The organism is uncultured Methylibium sp. (genome assembly GCF_902826655.1).
Lineage (GTDB): Bacteria > Pseudomonadota > Gammaproteobacteria > Burkholderiales > Burkholderiaceae_C > Methylibium.
In genome coordinates, this window is sequence record NZ_CADEFR010000004.1 from 20,670 (window position 1) to 36,750 (window position 16,081).

Sequence of the window (16,081 nt, forward strand, 5' to 3'; positions counted from 1 at the left end):
CTTGAACCCCGGCTTGCCGGGGTTTTTCTTTTCTACGATCCCCTCTTTCCGGCGACAACAGTTCTCGCGCGGCCGGCAGCCAAATTCAGCTCCGCGATTCGTCCCCGGTCGCCACGTGCTGCTTGCGCCAGACCCACGGTGCGACTGGGTTCGACTCCGACCAGAGTCCCCGGCGGTCGGCGCGCGCTTCCTCCTCGAGCCGGATGAGGTCGGGATCCCGCGAGTAGGCGAGATAGACCCAGGCCATGCCGCGGCGGACCTGCTCCGCATTGACGTCGAACCCGTCGACGAAGACCTCGGCAATCGGTCGCCCATAGCGATCGACCTGGTGCCACTTTGCGGTGACCACGCGCTTCCACACCAGTTCACGCAGCGACTGCTCCGAGCGCCGGCCGAACGCCTGCTTCCTTTCCGGCGCGTCGATCCTCGCCAGGCGCACGCGCAACTGAGCGCCTTCCACCTGCAGGTACAGCGTGTCCCCGTCGCTGATGCCGGTCACTTCGCCCCGCGCGACGTGCTCCGGCAAACGAGCGACCGCGTGCGTGGTCGCGGCGACGGCCGGGCGGTCCTGCGCGCGGGCCTGCGGCTGAAGCAGCAACGGCCCGACGAGCAACGACGCGAGCAGCAACGCCGTGATCGCGCCGACTCCCCGTGTCCGGCACGTCATTCCGAGCGCTTCCCTTCCTTCACTCATCGTCTTTCCTTCAGTGATGCTCGCGCGCCCACAGTCCGCTTGACCTTCGCGCGCTCGACCCGCTGGCGCGACACTCGTTGCATCACGGCAGCGCGGTAGCACCACGCCACGTCGATCGTCTCCGTGGTGCGCAGGCCCTTGGCCCGCAGTTCGATGACGCTGCCCACCACCGTCACGATCACGGGGCGAAGCCCACGATCGCGCACCAGCGCCGAGGTCTCCCGGCGTACGGGACGGGTCGGCTTCGTCGTCATGCCCGACTCGCCCGCGCGACCATGCCCTCGCCCCGCGCTGACGTTTGGCCGACCGCCTCGACGTGCTCGATGCAGTCGCGCAGCATTTTCGCGACTCGTCCGGCGTCCAGGCCTTCCATCATGCGCACTGCACCGCACACCCGCGCCAGTGCGCCCGCCAGCTCGTCATAGCTGTTCGCCGCGATGCGCCAGCGCGCGACGTTTCGCCATTCCTTGCCCAGCTTGTTCCGGCACTCGGCGCCGACCTGCCCCAGCGGACATGTGCGCAGGTCGTGGCCTCGGGGTAGTTCGGAGAGCAGCAGAACTGCCGCCTCGGGCGGCCCCTTGACAGCGCTCGTGGCATCCATGGCAGCAGCCCCGGCCATCGCCGCGGCCTGGTTGCCGGCCGCTGTCCTTGCCGATTCCATGCACCTCCTCCGAGTCTTCGGTTGCTGCATCGTCTCGCGCCGCATCGCCCGGTCAAGTTGCGCTATGCGGGCATGAGCTGTCGATGCTGCAGCCACTCCTCGAAGCTCGCGCACAGGCGGATCGCTGCCCTTGCGCGCGTCAGCGCGACATAGAGGATGTTGATTTCCTCCTGCTCGACCTCGTCGACGCGGAGCTCGCGTCCGTCCTCGAAGAACCGCAGGAAGTCGTCGGCGAGCCACACCTGCTCGAACTCCAGGCCCTTGGACTTATGGGCAGTGCTGAAGAAGACCCCGTCGAACCGCCGCCAGTCCTCCTTGCCCACGTCGACGTGCCGCGCCTTGATCTCGTCGATCAGCGCCGGCACCCGATGACCATAGTCCTGCACGACGCGCACCAGGTGCTTCAGCTCCGGGTCCTCCGCTTCCTCGGCAAGTTCGCACAGATCGTCGAAGCACGCGAACGAGCGCAGGTAGGCGTCGCGCATCAGGCCTCGGTCGCCGGCAGACAGGTAGTAGGTGTCGAGGATCTTCTCCAGCTTGTAGCCCTCGGACCCTCCGACGAAGTGGTAGCGGCGGTTCAGTGACAGGAACGCGACCGCTTCCTCGAAAACAGCGGCGTTGGTGCGCGCGATGACGGCGAACGCCTGTCGCGTGTCGATCGACATGCGCGTCTCCTGCGGCTGGCCGGCACCGACGAGCGGACGATCGAACCCCTCCTTGAAAGCCGAGAGCAGCGCGTTGGCCAGACTCGCAATGCCGCGACCGAACCGGAAGCTTCTCGTCAGCGGCAACCGCTCCTGCGCGTCGAACAGGACGAGCGCGTTCGTCGCGCCGCGGAACGAGTAGATCGCCTGCGCGGCGTCGCCCACCATCACGACCGAAGCGGCCTGCCCTCGGACGATGTCGAACGTGCAGGGATTCAGGTCTTGCGCTTCATCGACCGCGATCACGTCGTACCCCCGGAGCGCCGGTCGGTCCATCTGGAACAGCTTGAGGTAGCCGTCATGGGGAAGCTTGATCTCCCGCTCGCGCGGATCGGTCATCCGCAGCCACACCTCGCGCGCCACGCGCACGAGCACGGAGGGATCCGCCATGCGCGCCGCGATGTCGGGGGGAACGTGATCGAGACCGAGCTGCGGCTCCAGCGATCCGCACCAGCGCTGGATGGCCTGCAGCGCCCCGGCAGCGACCAACGGCCCGCATCCGAACGCCTTGCCCACCGTCGAAGGGTATGTGTTGCCTACGCGCTCGGCCGCACGCTCGCCGAACAGCTCCTTCGCCTTGCGCCAGGCGATTGAATGCGTCGTACGGGACGTGACGTTGGGCGGCATCCTGGCCGCCGCCTCGAGCTGAATCGCCTTGTTGAACGCCAGGTAGAGCACCCTGGCGCCGCGCCGCGCGTCTGCGTAAGCGCACAGCGTCGTCGTCTTTGCCGCGCCTGCGCCGGCTTGCACGGCGAGTCGGCGACTGCCGGACCGCACGATGCGCGTCTGCTCTTCGGTCAGCTCCATGGAGACGCGCTCCAGCGCGCGGTGCGCTTGGCAAACAAGCGTCGCGGTCCGGCCGCATCGGCGCTCCACCGAACAAACGACCACGCGCACACGGCCACGTTGGTCGCGTACATGCCGATGCTCCACCACAGCCCGACGAGGGCGCACAACGCGATCAGGACCGCGTTCGCGACGATCCAGGTGATGAAACCTTGCCGCTGCTTGAGCGCCACTTGGATCTGGCCCACCACCGTGAGCAACCATCCGGCGATCTGCAGCTCATCCGCAAACGTCATGCCATTCCTTTCGGGTGTCGAGGCGATAGTCATTCTCGAAGTCGCATCGGCTTCTTCAAGCCTCGCCCTACCGCGCAGGCTCCCGCGTGCCTCTCCGAGCCGGCGACGGCACCAATGCTCGCGACTGTCGCCATCGCGCGCCAGCGGAAATCCGGGAGGAAAGGTGCATCCGATACGCGCGGATCGTTGGCTTGAGCGTGTCTTGCGCGGCGTCCCCGCCGTCACGCCGGCGCAGCCGTACGCTCGCCGTTGCGCGTCGTGCGCCGCCTCTTGGTCTTCACGAGCGCGGCGTGATCGAAGCCGTAGCGGCGCCACACCTCGGGGTTGACGTCGATGGGTCCCGTGCGCTTGCTGCCCAGGTTGATCACGACACCGTGCGCCGAGAGCCTGCCGCACGAGAAAAGCTCGTACAGCAGCTGGGCCGCGAAGCGCACGACGGTGTCGTTGACGAAGAGGCCCTGCGAGGCCAGCGACATGCGCACCGAGCAGGACGGCGCGTTGTCCTCCTTCACCCGATCGTCCAGGAGTTCGGGGAAGAGTTCGGTGACGCAGGGCAGCCGCAGGACGGCATCACGGCGGACTCGCCCCGCAGGCTCGCCGAGCACGGCCTGCGCGGTCGATTCGGTATTGCCCAGGTCCAGCCAGTAGCTCGCGCCGCATCGCGGGCCCGAAAGCGCGTGGTGCAAAGCTCGGCGTGCGGCCCGGCTGTCCACGCAGGAAACGAGGATGTCCGGCCCGGGTTCGTTGTGAGAGGTCTGCTCGTAGCGCCACGGACGCGCGGCCCAGTCCAGGCCGTAGAAGAGATTCAGCCGGTTGATCGTGAGCAGCGCCTTGTTCTGCCCCACGTCGGAAGGGCTGTAGAGGTGCCGGCCGACGTTGGCCGGGCTGACATCGTCGCCGTCGAACGCGGTCACATGAAGGCCGGCCGGATGGCCGAGCGCCCGCATCGCGATGTCCAGCCGCGCCAGGCATGCGGCCATCTGCGCGCCGTTGCCGCCGACGCCGACCAAGTGCACACGCACCCGGCGCGACAGCAGCTCGGGCTGGATCAGGTGTTCCATCGACTGTCGATCTCCTCGAAACCCATCGAGGCCAGTGTGGGACAGCGTCCTTCGAGATCAAGGGCTTCGTGCTCGGACGCTTCGACCTGCCACGGATGGGCAAGCGGCCTGAAGCATCCGTTCGCTGCGAGCCGAAACGCAGCGGTCGGCCGTCGCAGATGCAGACTGCCGAACACCCCGCACACCTTGACCCCTTGATCGTCCGCGTCGTCGGTGCTCGACCAGAACGCGGGCAGCCTTCCATGCGTGTGCAGGTCGATGGCCAGCGACTCGTCGGCCGCAAGTTCGGGCATGCGGTAGCGCACGCCGGCCGGCCCCGAGTCGATCGCTTCATGCATCTGCAGGCGCAGCGTGTTCGACACGCTGCTGAAGATCAGGGCGCCTGCTACCTCGTTGGGCAGGTTTGCGCGGCCATGCGCCACGAACTCGTCCAGCATCGCGATCGGGATCACGCCGAAGGAGAACTCGATGCCCTCGCGCATGTCCCCGTATGGGAGCGGCGGCGCCTGGGGCAACTCGGCGAGCTTGAGAACGCAGTGCAGCCACGGCCGCGTCACCTCCATGAACACGCCGTTGCGTGCGACCAGCACACGCTGGCCTTGCCCGCCCGGAGGCTGGCGCCCGAAACGGGGCACAGGCACGCACGGGCAGGTGGCCTGCAGCGCGGCGTCGCGCGGGTCTGGTCTCACCGCGCGGACTCCCGGTGGCACAGCACCTCCGCGAGCGTGCGCTTCGTGGGCACCAGCACGCGCTCGGGGAATTCCGCGTGACGGCCGTCGAGCATGTCGCGCCAGAACCCGTAGGCACCGCCCCGGTAGGTCACGAGCTTGCCGTGGACGTTGGGATGGGTGAAGAACGAACCGAAGAAGGCCCGGTTCCAGGCATCGATGCGTTCGGCCGTCGTCCCCTCCGGCAGCGAGACGTTACCGGTGCAGATACCGCCGTCGGAGTAGACGTTGAAGTACGGCGCCTGATACAGCGGCGTGCCCTCCGAGGGGCGGTCCGCGCCGAGCACCGCCCACACGTGCCAGCGCCGCATGCCATCGACCTTGAAGACGAGGCCCGGATGAGGCACGACCTCGCCGCGCTCGGCGGCGCCCAGTTCAGGCGAGCGGAAGGCCACATGCCGTTTGGCAGGCGGCACCCACCACGCCATGGTGTCGCCGTCCATGTACAGCAGGCACTGCGGGATGAAGCCACCGCGGTTCGCATTCTTCGCGAGGTCCAGCGCCAGCTGGATCGCGGCGCCCGGCGTCAGCGCCTTGCCTTCCAGGATCAGCGGCGTCTTTCCCTTCATGCCGATGTCGTGGATCGTCGCGAACGCGGCATCGTTTCCGCCGCGGTAAAGCAGGATCGCTGCGCTCAGCGCGAGCGGCGTCTCTCGGCCGGCGACCACTTCGAACTTCACTTCGTTGCTCATCGGAACCCTCGACGCCAGTCTCCTGTGGACAGCTCGTGGATCAAGGCGTCGAGCCTGCGCATGCCCTCGAAGCGAACCTCCATCGCCTGCATCCACTTGCTCAACGCCTGCGGCTCACCGATGTCGAACGAGAACTCTCCCATCCAGTCGCAGTAGTCGCCCTGCACGGCGTCGTTCGCGAAGTCGTCGAAGACGCGCACGCCGATGTCCCCGGGACGCCACGTGAGCACCGCGCCATAGCCGATGAACCAGCCGTCCGCGTTCGGCCGGAAGGCGTCGTCCAGATCGAGGCGGTCCAGCGCGAGTGCGTCTGCGGCGACTCGGCGGACACGCGCGCTGCGAGCTTCTGCGGCGATGCGTTGCATCATCCGTCGCGTCAGGCGTTTGCGTGTCCCGGGCCACTGCGTGGCCCACTCGGGGAAGGCGGCGTCGATCTTCTCGCGCGTCACCATCTCCTGCCGCAGGGTCGCGCGCATGCCGGGGTCGTCGCCGCACTGTTCGTCCAGGGCGACCGACTCGTCGCGCTCGCCGTACCAGTAGTACTCCTGAGCCGTGCCCAGGGTGTCCCACGGCGTGAACGTCGGGATCAGGCTCATGTTGGTCTTGTCGATCACCGACAGGATCGTGGCGCCCAGCAGCGGATGGACACCCTCCAGGCGTTCCAGCGCCTCCCCGATCGCGAAGGCGCTGCATTCGGTGAACCAGACGACCGTCGCTTCGCCCGCTTGCCGGGTCCGCATGGAGGTGGAGGCATCCGACGCGCCCTCGAGCACCAGCCTGAAGCATGGAACGAGGCACTCCAGCCCCGGGAGCCGATCGCGCACCCATTGCTGCAGGAAGGTTTGGCTCGTGACCAACGGCTCCCTCGCGCGCCGAGGATGGACGTCGCCCTGTATCACGCGGGCGTCCAGCAAGCAGCGGGCGAGCGACACGGCGTGGTCGTACCCTGTGGCCGGCAACAGTTCGGCAGGGATCGAGTCGCAAAGCGCGGGAATCCGGAACATCGAGTTCATGGCAGCGGTGGCAGTGCGTCCGATGGTGCGGTGAGGCGATCCTGCCGGTGGTCGTCGACGGAGCGTCGGGCGGCGGTGTCTGCAGCACGCAGCAGCGCCTTCGCGCACTGCTGCGACTGCTTGGACGCGAGCGCCTTCTGCAGAGCCTGCTGAAGGCCTCGCGGATCGCGTTGTGTCGAGGCCTCCAGCGCGGCACGAAAGCCCGCCGTGGGATCAGCCTTTGACGCCGACCGCGCGCTTGAAGGTGATTTCCTGGACGCCATCGCTGATCTCGCCGACTTCGATGTCGGCGCTCAGGAGTTCGGGGAACTGCGCGCTGTACACGTCGCGCACTTCCTTGGGCTCGTGGCCCGGGATGTCGGGCAGCGTCATGCCGTTGTAGAGGTAGCGCCGCGCGATGGTCTGAACTTCGATGGACATGCGGAGTGCTCCTTAGCCGAAGAGTTGAGGTTCGGTGTTCGACGCAGCCGGCGTGGATGCCGAGGCCTCGGCCTCGTCGTCGCCGTCACCCGCACCGTCGTCGGCGGCGTCGGGCTCGCTCGCCGGCGCGCTGCCGGTGGCGCGCCTTGCCGCGGCGGCGGGCGAAGCCGACTTGGTCTGCGCCTTCGCAACGGCACCCGTCGCCTTCTTGGCCGATGCGGCCTTGGCCGCATCGAGAAGCTCCTGTGTCACCTGGGCCTGCTGCACCAGACTGGCGTGCGATGTGCGATAGCCGGCGAGCACCGTGACGAAGTCCGCGTCGAACTCCTCGGGCGTGGCGGTCAGGACCAGCGGCGTGGACAGCGCCGGCTCGCCGACATCGTCGCGCGGCTTGGGGATGACGTTCACCGTCATCCGGCCCTTCTTCTCGTCGGCGCTGATGGTGAGCGTCAGCGTCGCGCCGAGCGCCAGTTCATATAGCTCCTTGAACATGGACATGGTTGGGTATCTCCGTCGTGAGGGGTGCCTCTGAAATCCATCGTATGAGGCTCCCCCGCGTTGTCTAGGCTGCGGCCTCGATGGCGTCGGCGCTGTCGCTCTGCGCTCCCGCCGGCGTTGGCGCGCCATTCGCCGTCGAGCTGTCGTCACTGCAGAAGCGGTACTTGCGGCGCGGATAGCGCAGCGCCTTGGGCACCGCTCCGGCGTACTCGAAGCCCTCGACGTTCAGCAGCGCGTCGATGAACTTCGCCTTGGTCCCCGCCCGCGCCTTCTTGAACGCCGAGTCCCCCATCGCCTTGCGCAGCTTGAGCTCGTCGGCAAGGCTTTCCAGTTCGCTCACCGTCAGCAGTTCCAGGTACTCGGCGCACAGCTTGAAGTGCCGCGCCTCGTCCACTTCGAGGTAGTTCAGCAGCACTTCGAGGTCGGACTGGCTGACGCCGTAGGCGGCAGAAGCGGTCACTGCCTGCACGATGGCCGGCAACTTCGCCAGGTCGAAGTTGTCCGCCAACTCCAGCGCCCCCTTGAAGCCGTTGGTGCCGAACTTCGCCGTGGCCAGCTTGGACGCCGCCTCGGTGAACTTCAGGGGGTTGAACGCTTGCATGCTGCTCGACGCGATCAGCGCAGCGAGCACCCGATGGTTGCGCGATGGGTCCGCCATGAGGCGGTTGGCCACCCAGGTCCGCCAGCGTTCGGTGCGGTACTGCGCGACTCGCGCGGGCGTCTGATTGCTCGTGTGCTTGGCTTGGGCCTTCGCGGCAGGCGCAGGCGCGTCGCGCTGCGCCGGAGCACTGCGTGGAGCCTCGCTCGCGTCGCTCGCCGCTGTGGCTGCCTTGGCCGCGTCGCGCTCGGCGCGTCGCCGCTCGGCCACCTTGGTCGAATGGCACTGGGCGTCGAAGCAAAGCGACTCGTCCACGCTCCCATACGATCCGGGAACGGCCGACACGCTGCAGCCGAAGTTCGCGCAGGCCTTGCAATCCGCGTACTGTTCCGTGCCGACGCCGAGTTCGCCGTCCGGGCCGACCGGCAGTGGAACAAAGGCATCGGCGGCGCGCACGATGCGAACGACCGGGTACTGCTCGCGCAGCGGCACGGCCTTGGCTTCGAGCGCTGCCATCGTCAGTTCGTCGAAGTGTGTGGGGTGCTGACAGAATCCCTCCCCGATCGTCTCGTCGAACAGCGCCGCCTGCTGCGCAGAGTTGTGCGGGCAGCCGATACACAGTGCGGTGTCGAAGATGGCGTCCGCCAGCCGCTTGGCGAACTGCCCGAGCTGCTTCTTGAGTACCTCGACCGGCACCTTGTGCTCCAGCACGCCGGCAAGCACCTTGACCTGCCGATCCTGTGGCAGGCCGGCCAGCAATTCGGCGTGGCCGAGCTTGATGCGACGCTCGACGAGTGCGGCCTGAACGTCCGCCGCGCAATTAAGCAGCAGCAGCCGGCGCTCCAGCGTCTCCAGGCCCCAGCCCAGTTGCTTGGCCGTCTGCTCCTTGTCGCCGCGGTTGAACTGCAGCAGGTCCGCCGCGCCGCGCGCCTGCTCCACGTCGCTCGGGTTGTCGCGATAGTGGTTCTCGATGATGCCCAGGGCCCGGACCTCTGCGTCGCTGGCATCCGAGATCACGACGGGCATGTCGTAGTCGTCCCCGAACAGCTTTCCCGCAGCCCGCCAGCGGCGCTCGCCGGCGATGATTTCCCAGACGCTTGCTTGCGTCGGATGGGGCCGCACCTGGATCGGTTGCGTGACGCGCCCCGCCGCGACCAGACCTTCTTCGAGTTCGGCCATCTTCCGGGGGTCGTAGTACGTCCGGTGGTTCGGCCCCGACACGATCTGGCGGACCTTGAGCGTCGGTTGCACTTGATCTTGCATCTAGCCTCCTATGACACGCGCCGACTGATGGTGCGAACTCATGGTCTCGCGGTCCTCTTGGAACTCAAGTCCGCAAAGCCCGCGTAGAGGCCTAGCAGCACTGACTGCGCGGCCCCTCGCTCCTGGCGCGTTGAGAACCGCGTCCGTCGAGCGACGCAGCATGCGATCCCGTTCGTCTGTTCCTTCCAAGGTGCCGCTCGCAGCGGTGGTTGCGTGCGATCGTCAGCGCGAGGGCGCCGTCTTCAAGGCAGCCGTCGATTCCTCGGACGTGAGGGCAGTGGCACCGATGTGCATGCGACGGTTGCGTGGCGCCATTGCACAGAGCCGCGCCCCGGTGCCATACTGACTCTTGACCTGCGACCCTTCAGGGTCCGACCTCGCAAGAGGAGGCATCCGCTGCAGTCGCAGCGGCGTTAGCGGTCGTGACCCGCACCCGCATCCTCCCCGCTTCGACGGGCCTTTGAGTCCCACCGTCGGCGCCCGCCGACGGTCAACAAGGCAGCCTATTAATAAGGCCCGTCGCCGCCGCCCTTGAGCGGCCATGGATGCAGGCCCAATGCCTGCGCGTCATCAACCCCGAGTTCGGGCCACCTCCCGAGCAGGGGGTCGCTCGTGCTCATGCGCTTGAAAGGAAAGCGTCATGTCCCACGAACAAGAGATCACCGTCCAGCCCTCCGTGGCCAACGAGAGCCGCGGCGCCGTGGTCGCCAGCATCGTGCCCGAGGGGCGTCGAATGGAGTTCCTTCCGTCCAAGTTCGGTGTGACGGCAATGCTCAAGGTGGAGACGGCCGTCTTCGCCTGGATGCAGCGCCTGTGCCCCACCTACGTCGGCGGGTACTGGAACTTCGTCGAGCTGTCCAACGGCGGTGCCTACATGGTTCCAAGCGGCGCGGAGACCTTCGACCTCTGCGTCGAGGGCAACGGCTTCGAGGACCGCGTCAGCGCCGATGCCACCGGCGTCATTGCCACGGCGTTCGCCCTGAACGGGCTGATCTGGCGGGGCCACGACAAGCTCGGCGAGAAGTACGAGCAACTGCTCGCCTACATCAGCCACCACCCCGACCAGATCGCGATCCGGCGCGCGCTCGATTAGGCGGAGGCGATCATGCTGACCCATCGCCTGAATCGACTCGCCAACCTGGTCATCGGCCTGCGCCGCTACACCATCAATGAGCTGGTGCCGATCGTTCGGGAGAACCGGTATCCGCCGTTGTTGCGCATCGCCGCGCTGCGCCAGTTGATCCACTTGGCGCCGCTCGACATCACCAAGGGCGCGCCGTACAGCACGCGGCGCCGATACGTGCGACAGCACTACCACGTGTAGCAGACACCCCGCGCGACCCTTTGGGCGCCGCGCGGCCTTTCCACCCCAGAGGGGACGCCATTCCCCTCGGGCGAGGCGTCCCCGTGACCTCTGATCGGAGACCCATCATGAATCTGGCCCTGCTGGATCGTTCTCAACTCGAGGCGATCATCCTGGAACCACCGGCGACCGAGGCCGAGCCGCTGCGCTGCTCGGACGACCTCGCCGCCGAACTCCTGCCGCCAGCGGCCGACGCGCGCACCACGCGGCTGCGTCATGTTCTCGCCGCCGCGCACGAACTGCTGGTGCGGATTGCTTCTCAGTCGATGGCCGGGCGCTGCCTGCTCGGCAGCCCGGAGTTGGTGAAGGACTTCCTCAAGATCCTCTTTGCCGGCGCCGAGCGCGAATCATTCATCGTCATCTTTCTCGATGCCCACATGCGCGTGATCGCCACGGAGGAGTTGTTCCTCGGGACGCTCACGAGCACATCGGTCTATCCGCGCGAGGTGGTGCGGCACGCGCTGCATCACAACGCGGCAGCCTTGATGTGCGCACATTCGCATCCCTCCGGCAATGCAGAACCGTCCCGCGCCGACACTCATCTCACGCAATCGCTCAAGGCTGCGCTGAGCCTGATCGACGTCCGCCTGGTCGACCACTTCGTGGTGGCCGGCTCGGCGTGCGCCTCCATGGCCGAACGCGGGCTTGTTTGAAGTCTCCCAACCTCTCTACGCGGAGAAGGCAATGCAAAGCGAGACGGACGCAACGCGTGCGAGCACGCGTGACGCCCTCATCGAGACCTATGAAGACACGTATGTCGAGTGGCTCGACGCCGCCGGCGAGGAGCTCGAAACGCGCCTCGAGATTTCCATGCGCATGAGCGACTTGGCGGGACGCATGGCAGCCGCAGGCTGCAGCGATCGCATCGCTGCGATTCAGGAGAACTACCGCAACGGCTGAGCATCCCGCTGTCCCGGGTTTCGTCCCGGGACATACGGCGACCTCCCGTTTGAGGCTCGAAAGGAGTAGACGATGGGGGACATCGATCCCGGCTCGATGCCGGCCGGCGAAAGTTGTGCCCAGGTCGGCCTCGCCGCCGGCCATGAAGCGCAATGCCACCACGATTGGCGCATGTGCTACGAAATCCGCTTCCTGCTGACGCTCGCGCGCCCGCACGGCGCGTGGATCCGCGCATGCCTTGCGGCCGCGCCGCGCCAGCGGCTGCTGACGATGGCATCGTGCCGCAACATCTGAGTCGCGCTGTCCCCGGGGTTCGTCCCCGGGGACTTCCGCCAGCCGCGATTCGCGGCGTCGGGCCTCCTCGCCGGTCGGCTGTCAGTGCAGCACCGGCGCGGCCGCGAGCTGCTCTCGTTTCCAGCCGAACAGGCATCCGGCCAACATGGCCCGTTCGACCGCGGCCCCGATTCCCAAGGATGCGTTGAAGGCACGAACGATCGCGCGCGCCCGCTGCGTCTCTCCCAAGTCCATCCGGGTCAGGCGCACACCCTCTTCGCCACGCACGCAGAGCGCGATGTTGCCCCCCGCGGGCAGCCCCGGCAGCACGGCATAGCACAGGCGCGGCACCCCGTGAACGGTTCGTCCGGTTGCGTCCATCACGCCACCTCCGCTTCCTGGCAGGCCAGCGCGTCCAGGTCGATGATGCGGTCGGCCATCGCGGTCAGTTCCGGCGTTTGCGAGACGTAGAACTCGCGCGCGTAGTTGCCCAGGCGCAGTACCTCGCGCTTCATGTCCATGAACATCCGCTTGTGCTCGGGGTCCAACGGGCCGTCTGCCTCGTCGCAGAACAGCGTGCCGAACTGACGCCCCGTGTTGCCGGCCAGGTACAGCGCGATCGCGCGAGTCAGGCAGGCGTCAATCCAGGTGCGTTCGCCTCCGCTGACCAGCTTGAGGCTTTTCGCCTCGCCGCGCAGGCCGTCGTGCACGATGATGTCGAAGTCTTCCCGAAGCTCGCCCTTTGCGGTTTCGGTCTGGGTGATGACTTCGAGCGTGAAGCGCGGTCCGTAGCACGCCAGCAGCAGGTCGTTGGCCAGCGCCGAGAAGGTGGGGCCGGCGTCGTCGATGTCCAGCGCCACCACGCCGTCGTTGCTGAGGCACTTGGCCAGCAATACCCAATTGCCGAGTTCGCGCTCGACCCGGGTTGCGCGCGCGTCCGTTGCCGCCTGCTGTTCACGCGCAGCGTCGGCTTGGCGCTGCAGCCCGATCCGCTGTTCGTGCAGGCGCACCGCTTCGAGGGCCTCCGCTTCGGCCTCGCGCAGTGACCGGGTCGCGTCGTCGGCTGCCTGCCGGGCCTGCGTCAAGCGTGCCTGGTTGAACGGCGCCGGCAGGGCGCGCAGCGCCGCATCGATCCGGTCGAACGTCTGCTGCTGCGCCGCGGCGCAGCGCTCCCCGTCCTGTGCGAGCCGTTGTCGCGCCATGGCGATCTCGCGGCTTTCCGCAGCCTCGTCCTCAGTCAGGCCGGCCACCGCTGCGGGCAACGCCGACAGTTCCCGTTCGATCGACGCCAGCGTTTCCACCGCCTGGTGCACTTCGCCCTCCTTGCCCGCCAACAGGGCCAACGCGTTCTGCCGCGCTTGCGCGGCCTCCAGTCGTTGCTCCCATCGGTTGCGGCGCTCGCAGGCGCCGGCGAGGCGCTCCAGTTGGTTCGTGATCGTCGACAGGTTTTCCAACGCCTGGCGCTTGCGTTCTCCGAGCGCGCTCAACTGGCCTTCAACGGACGGGATCAAGGCTTGCGCCTCGCGCGCGTCTCCGAGCAGTTGGCACCGGCCCTGCAAGTCTGTCCCCGCGCATGGAACCTGCGCCGTCAGCCCGAAGCGTCGTCCGAGGTCGGCCTGCCGCAGCGCGAGCTGGCCGGCCTCCCGGTCGAGGGCCTCCATCTCCTGCCGGCACAGTCGCATCTGCACACGCAAGGCATCGACCTGCGCCACTTCCGCCTGCGCCACGCGCAACCGGCCGGTGCGCGCCTCCACGCATGCCGCGGCCGCGCCTTCGCGGCGGCAGGCCCACGCCACCCGCCCTGCCCGTGCCGCCACCTCGCGCAGCGCCTTGCCTTGTGTCTCCAGCCGCCGGCGGCGCTCGGCATGCTCTTGTCGACGGGCGGCGGCACGTTGATCGACGGCCGCTTGCCGACCCGCTACACGCTTGTCCTCCTCGTCGAGCCGGGCCACCGCCTCGCGCTGCTCACGTGCCGCCCGGGCACGATCTGCAGACAGGTCGGCGCGACGCTTCTCGGTGTCGGCCGATGCTTGGGCGTCCGACTCCAATCGGGCCGCGTGGGTCTTCGCGTCCTCCACCCGGCGCGCCGCCTGCTCCTTCGCGGCCTGGGCGGCCTGCACCTTCCCGGCGGACCCGGCGCAGGCCTGGATCTGGCGATCCAGCTTGGCGAGCGTTTCGGCCGCCTGCCCCTGCTCTTGCCGGATCACGCCGAGGCCTGCCTTCAGCAGCCGCACCACCTCGGCTGCTCGGGCTCCCTGCTCGCGCACCTCGTCCAACCCGAGTAGATCGGCCAGTAGCGTCTTGATTTCGCCGTTCTTGTAGGCCGACAACGGTCGTTTTCCCTGCGCGGAGAAGACCGACGTGAAGAAGGTCTCCGGCGGTCCGAGGATTTCGCTCACGGCGCGTTCGTACGTGTCCACCTTGCCATCGACGGCGGTGCCGTCGGCCAGCACCACGGGCTTCCAGTTTCCGCCGCTCGCCTCGAAAAGGTACGCCTCGGTCTTGCGCTTGCCGTTGAGCCTGAACACGAGATGCGTCTTGTACCGGCGCCCGCGATGCGACCAGACCAGTTCCTTCTGGCTCTCGGGCAGATAGACGTGGTCGTAGTAGGAGAACGCGCCCAGGCCGTCGGCATTTGCCCTCGAGGGCATTACCAAGTGGGGCGTCAAGTTGTCCATGAGCGTTGTCTTGCCGCGCCCGTTGGCGCCGGCAATGGCCACGAGAACAGCGTCGCCGAGAGTGGCGTCCAGGTTGAGCGTCAGCGTGTCGCGCCCCAGCCCGCTTCGGATGCCCTTGAACCCGGTCAGCGTGATGTGCAGGGGCACGTAGCCCATGTGAGCCCGGTTCGACTCCACAGCCGTCGTCGTTTGCTCTGTCATGCCTTGATCCCTTCTGATTGGCGGAGGGTCGCTCCGTCAGCCAAGTCTCGGATCCCGATGCAAGGAATCAAGTCCGGGCGGGCTCGCCTTCCACCCGATCGGGTCGACCAAGTGCGAGCTGCGGCTCCCCGCTGCTGGGCTCCGTTAGTGGCGTTCGAGGAGCAGGTCGACGTCATCAGTGTGGCGCGAAGCGACCCATCGGCTGGGCAGCTTCCTGAGGCACCAGCCGGCCCAGAAGTCGACGCTCGCCTTGCTTCGCGAAAGCTGACGGGGCAACGCGCAAAGCAGGAATTCGAGCGGCAGAGCAGAGGCGTCACCAACGGGGGAGTACACCCCGTTCTCTCCCATTTCGATCCCGAGCTGACCGAATTGCGATCGTGGCGCACTGCCTCCGTCACCAGTGGCCTTCGGCGAAACCGTCGACTGCAGACGGCTCAAGTCGACGGGCGCCTTCTCGCAGTACTAACCATCCTTCGATCTACGACTACGATCGGCCATGGCTCAACGTCCTTTGCTACCACTGCCCGACTACCAGCGCATCTACCAAGTCGCCTACAGCGTCCTTGAGGCTTCAGAGATCGCGATTACACACCGGGCTTGCATCTTCTTCGCCTCGGTCGGGGCGATGATCCTCCGGGATCACTACGCACTGCCCGCCACCATCAGTGCCGGCTGCTTGGCCATCATGGTCGACGAGCAGAAAGCAAACGTCGTGGTGTATGGGCGGGACGAGAGCGGCGTCTTTGTGAACGACAAGGACGCCTTCCACGCTTGGGTGGAGTGTGGCGACTGGCTTATCGACTTCATGGCGCCAATCATGGGCATGTCCCTGCGCGCGGATGGCCGTGACTGGCATGTTCCACGTCTGATGCTGCAGAAGCGTCTGTCCGAGCGGAAGGCCAGCCTCGGTGAGATTCGGCACGCTGGCGAGTTCTTCGTCAACCACGATCGATCCCTTGCCAACTCGCTCCTCGACAGCCAGTCAGTTCAGTTCGGAGACCTGCTGAATGCGTGCATGGCCTGGTTTCGCAAGCCCCCCAAGCCACTAAAGGACATCGCCTTGGCGGACAGCCATGGCCCAACGAAGAAGCTGGTTGCGCGAGCACCATCGATCGATGGCGTTTGGTAGACAAGTCAGAATCGCGGTGTGTGAGGAGGTAGGCAATGTACGGAACTCACGCCCGCAATGCGGCCAGCAGCAGCAGACGGTGGTTTCCCTCACCCGAAGCCGACACTTACCTTCGCGACAATC

The 16,081-nt window shown here is 67.1% G+C and carries 19 protein-coding genes and 1 pseudogene; 6 read left to right on the top strand and 14 right to left on the bottom strand.

Annotated elements, in window-relative coordinates; all coding sequences use genetic code 11:
- Positions 1-85 precede the first annotated feature (85 nt).
- The 12 genes from QZV97_RS03055 to QZV97_RS03110 all read right to left on the bottom strand — a co-directional run bounded on the left by QZV97_RS03055 (position 86) and on the right by QZV97_RS03110 (position 9,414).
- Entirely contained in the window at positions 86-694 is a 609-nt protein-coding gene (locus QZV97_RS03055; protein ID WP_295638262.1) for a thermonuclease family protein, read from the bottom strand.
- A complete protein-coding gene (locus QZV97_RS03060; RefSeq protein WP_295638265.1) occupies positions 691-948 on the bottom strand; it encodes a hypothetical protein in 258 nt (85 codons plus the stop codon). The genes QZV97_RS03055 and QZV97_RS03060 overlap by 4 nt, the downstream gene beginning before the upstream one ends.
- Positions 945-1,355, bottom strand: a complete 411-nt coding sequence (locus QZV97_RS03065) for a hypothetical protein (protein ID WP_295638268.1) — start codon at positions 1,353-1,355, stop codon at positions 945-947. Before QZV97_RS03065 ends, QZV97_RS03060 begins: the two co-directional genes overlap by 4 nt.
- A gap of 62 nt (positions 1,356-1,417) precedes the next feature.
- Positions 1,418-2,866 (bottom strand): UvrD-helicase domain-containing protein, encoded by a 1,449-nt coding sequence (locus QZV97_RS03070; RefSeq protein ID WP_295638271.1) that lies wholly within the window; start codon positions 2,864-2,866, stop codon positions 1,418-1,420.
- Entirely contained in the window at positions 2,857-3,174 is a 318-nt protein-coding gene (locus QZV97_RS03075) for a hypothetical protein (RefSeq protein WP_295638274.1), read from the bottom strand. Before QZV97_RS03075 ends, QZV97_RS03070 begins: the two co-directional genes overlap by 10 nt.
- A 188-nt stretch (positions 3,175-3,362) precedes the next feature.
- Positions 3,363-4,202, bottom strand: a complete 840-nt coding sequence (locus QZV97_RS03080; protein WP_295638277.1) for a PRTRC system ThiF family protein — start codon at positions 4,200-4,202, stop codon at positions 3,363-3,365.
- A complete protein-coding gene (locus tag QZV97_RS03085) occupies positions 4,190-4,912 on the bottom strand; it encodes a PRTRC system protein A (RefSeq protein WP_366558880.1) in 723 nt (240 codons plus the stop codon). Before QZV97_RS03085 ends, QZV97_RS03080 begins: the two co-directional genes overlap by 13 nt.
- Positions 4,888-5,622, bottom strand: coding sequence for a PRTRC system protein B (locus tag QZV97_RS03090; RefSeq protein WP_295638283.1), 735 nt, complete (start codon positions 5,620-5,622; stop codon positions 4,888-4,890). The genes QZV97_RS03085 and QZV97_RS03090 overlap by 25 nt, the downstream gene beginning before the upstream one ends.
- On the bottom strand, positions 5,619-6,635 hold the full coding sequence (locus QZV97_RS03095) for a PRTRC system protein F (RefSeq protein ID WP_295638286.1): 1,017 nt from the start codon (positions 6,633-6,635) through the stop codon (positions 5,619-5,621). Before QZV97_RS03095 ends, QZV97_RS03090 begins: the two co-directional genes overlap by 4 nt.
- 213 nt (positions 6,636-6,848) lie before the next feature.
- Positions 6,849-7,055 carry a PRTRC system protein C gene (locus tag QZV97_RS03100; RefSeq protein WP_295638290.1) on the bottom strand — a complete coding sequence of 69 codons (207 nt, stop codon included), beginning with the start codon at positions 7,053-7,055 and terminating at the stop codon, positions 6,849-6,851.
- Positions 7,056-7,067: 12 nt separating this feature from the next.
- Entirely contained in the window at positions 7,068-7,553 is a 486-nt protein-coding gene (locus QZV97_RS03105; protein ID WP_295638293.1) for a PRTRC system protein E, read from the bottom strand.
- Between the two features lie 64 nt (positions 7,554-7,617).
- On the bottom strand, positions 7,618-9,414 hold the full coding sequence (locus QZV97_RS03110; protein ID WP_295638296.1) for a PRTRC system ParB family protein: 1,797 nt from the start codon (positions 9,412-9,414) through the stop codon (positions 7,618-7,620).
- 640 nt (positions 9,415-10,054) lie between these two features.
- Between QZV97_RS03110 and QZV97_RS03115 the strand changes: the two genes are divergently transcribed.
- From QZV97_RS03115 to QZV97_RS03135, 5 genes and pseudogenes are all read left to right on the top strand, one after another.
- Positions 10,055-10,507 carry an antirestriction protein gene (locus QZV97_RS03115; protein WP_295638299.1) on the top strand — a complete coding sequence of 151 codons (453 nt, stop codon included), beginning with the start codon at positions 10,055-10,057 and terminating at the stop codon, positions 10,505-10,507.
- A gap of 12 nt (positions 10,508-10,519) precedes the next feature.
- Entirely contained in the window at positions 10,520-10,738 is a 219-nt protein-coding gene (locus QZV97_RS03120) for a hypothetical protein (protein WP_295638302.1), read from the top strand.
- 272 nt (positions 10,739-11,010) lie between these two features.
- Positions 11,011-11,430 (top strand): annotated as a pseudogene (gene radC / locus QZV97_RS03125) (DNA repair protein RadC); the annotation flags it as partial.
- A gap of 31 nt (positions 11,431-11,461) precedes the next feature.
- Positions 11,462-11,677 carry a hypothetical protein gene (locus tag QZV97_RS03130; protein WP_295638308.1) on the top strand — a complete coding sequence of 72 codons (216 nt, stop codon included), beginning with the start codon at positions 11,462-11,464 and terminating at the stop codon, positions 11,675-11,677.
- Positions 11,678-11,749: 72 nt separating this feature from the next.
- Positions 11,750-11,971 carry a hypothetical protein gene (locus QZV97_RS03135; protein ID WP_295638311.1) on the top strand — a complete coding sequence of 74 codons (222 nt, stop codon included), beginning with the start codon at positions 11,750-11,752 and terminating at the stop codon, positions 11,969-11,971.
- Positions 11,972-12,052: 81 nt separating this feature from the next.
- On the opposite strand, the gene QZV97_RS03140 is transcribed toward QZV97_RS03135, so the two are convergent.
- Both QZV97_RS03140 and QZV97_RS03145 read right to left on the bottom strand, forming a co-directional pair.
- Positions 12,053-12,331 (bottom strand): hypothetical protein, encoded by a 279-nt coding sequence (locus QZV97_RS03140; RefSeq protein WP_295638315.1) that lies wholly within the window; start codon positions 12,329-12,331, stop codon positions 12,053-12,055.
- Entirely contained in the window at positions 12,331-14,784 is a 2,454-nt protein-coding gene (locus tag QZV97_RS03145; protein ID WP_295638317.1) for a DNA repair protein, read from the bottom strand. Before QZV97_RS03145 ends, QZV97_RS03140 begins: the two co-directional genes overlap by 1 nt.
- 541 nt (positions 14,785-15,325) lie before the next feature.
- Between QZV97_RS03145 and QZV97_RS03150 the strand changes: the two genes are divergently transcribed.
- Entirely contained in the window at positions 15,326-15,958 is a 633-nt protein-coding gene (locus QZV97_RS03150; RefSeq protein WP_295638319.1) for a DUF2026 family protein, read from the top strand.
- The last annotated feature ends 123 nt before the right edge of the window (positions 15,959-16,081 follow it).

Excerpts from the sequence above, each read along its gene's own strand:
- QZV97_RS03055 (WP_295638262.1), bottom strand. The coding sequence starts at position 694 with ATGAGTGAAGGAAGGGAAGCGCTCGGAATGACGTGCCGGACACGGGGA.
- QZV97_RS03065 (WP_295638268.1), bottom strand. The coding sequence starts at position 1,355 with ATGGAATCGGCAAGGACAGCGGCCGGCAACCAGGCCGCGGCGATGGCC.
- QZV97_RS03060 (WP_295638265.1), bottom strand. The coding sequence starts at position 948 with ATGACGACGAAGCCGACCCGTCCCGTACGCCGGGAGACCTCGGCGCTG.
- QZV97_RS03135 (WP_295638311.1), top strand. The coding sequence starts at position 11,750 with ATGGGGGACATCGATCCCGGCTCGATGCCGGCCGGCGAAAGTTGTGCC.
- QZV97_RS03100 (WP_295638290.1), bottom strand. The coding sequence starts at position 7,055 with ATGTCCATCGAAGTTCAGACCATCGCGCGGCGCTACCTCTACAACGGC.
- QZV97_RS03120 (WP_295638302.1), top strand. The coding sequence starts at position 10,520 with ATGCTGACCCATCGCCTGAATCGACTCGCCAACCTGGTCATCGGCCTG.
- QZV97_RS03095 (WP_295638286.1), bottom strand. The coding sequence starts at position 6,635 with ATGAACTCGATGTTCCGGATTCCCGCGCTTTGCGACTCGATCCCTGCC.
- QZV97_RS03105 (WP_295638293.1), bottom strand. The coding sequence starts at position 7,553 with ATGTCCATGTTCAAGGAGCTATATGAACTGGCGCTCGGCGCGACGCTG.
- QZV97_RS03075 (WP_295638274.1), bottom strand. The coding sequence starts at position 3,174 with ATGACTATCGCCTCGACACCCGAAAGGAATGGCATGACGTTTGCGGAT.
- QZV97_RS03070 (WP_295638271.1), bottom strand. The coding sequence starts at position 2,866 with ATGGAGCTGACCGAAGAGCAGACGCGCATCGTGCGGTCCGGCAGTCGC.
- QZV97_RS03150 (WP_295638319.1), top strand. The coding sequence starts at position 15,326 with ATGGCTCAACGTCCTTTGCTACCACTGCCCGACTACCAGCGCATCTAC.
- QZV97_RS03145 (WP_295638317.1), bottom strand. The coding sequence starts at position 14,784 with ATGGGCTACGTGCCCCTGCACATCACGCTGACCGGGTTCAAGGGCATC.
- QZV97_RS03110 (WP_295638296.1), bottom strand. The coding sequence starts at position 9,414 with ATGCAAGATCAAGTGCAACCGACGCTCAAGGTCCGCCAGATCGTGTCG.
- QZV97_RS03130 (WP_295638308.1), top strand. The coding sequence starts at position 11,462 with ATGCAAAGCGAGACGGACGCAACGCGTGCGAGCACGCGTGACGCCCTC.
- QZV97_RS03090 (WP_295638283.1), bottom strand. The coding sequence starts at position 5,622 with ATGAGCAACGAAGTGAAGTTCGAAGTGGTCGCCGGCCGAGAGACGCCG.
- QZV97_RS03140 (WP_295638315.1), bottom strand. The coding sequence starts at position 12,331 with ATGGACGCAACCGGACGAACCGTTCACGGGGTGCCGCGCCTGTGCTAT.
- QZV97_RS03115 (WP_295638299.1), top strand. The coding sequence starts at position 10,055 with ATGTCCCACGAACAAGAGATCACCGTCCAGCCCTCCGTGGCCAACGAG.
- QZV97_RS03080 (WP_295638277.1), bottom strand. The coding sequence starts at position 4,202 with ATGGAACACCTGATCCAGCCCGAGCTGCTGTCGCGCCGGGTGCGTGTG.